The organism is Arhodomonas sp. KWT, assembly GCF_010993615.1.
In genome coordinates, this window is sequence record NZ_WNXE01001097.1 from 1 (window position 1) to 537 (window position 537).

1 pseudogene is annotated in these 537 nt (G+C 60.5%); it reads left to right on the top strand.

Going from position 1 to position 537, the window contains the following annotated elements:
- Positions 1–222, top strand: a pseudogene (locus G7A99_RS24350) (NAD/FAD-utilizing enzyme); the annotation flags it as partial.
- Between the last annotated feature and the right edge of the window lie 315 nt (positions 223–537).

Consider the following 537-nt stretch of genomic DNA (forward strand, 5'->3'; position numbering starts at 1 on the left):
ATCGAGACCCCGAACCAGCGTTTCCGCCGGTTCGAGCAGGCACTGGCCGACGGCCGGCACGTGTTCTTCGTGGACCTGGACCCGGGACAGGAGGACGTACTCGAGGCGGTCGTCGCCCGTCACCCGGCGGTGGAGCCGGCGGGCAGCGGTACCGGCTCACCGCACTGGCTGGTGCACTGGCAGCACCGGGTGAAATCGTTCTTCGTCCACACCTTCCCGTGACGGCCCGCCGCGTCCCGGACCGCACGTCCGGGACGGCCATATCGCCCTTGACACCGACGCCGGTTCGGGCAGGTGGGCGCTGTCATCAGTTTTTCACAGAACCTGTGGATAACTCTGTGAACAAACCGTAGAGAGTTATCGCAATCCCCTGTCAGAAGCGGCTTCCCGTTAGATTGCGCAGTTTTTCAACGACGAAAAAAACATGCTTTTAATCAGCTACTTGAAATATTCTCGCGTTGTTTTCTTGACGCGGCAGCGTTTTCGGGCTTCCCCCGGACGAAAGCTGTGCGGCCTGTGTACAAACTTGCGATTCCC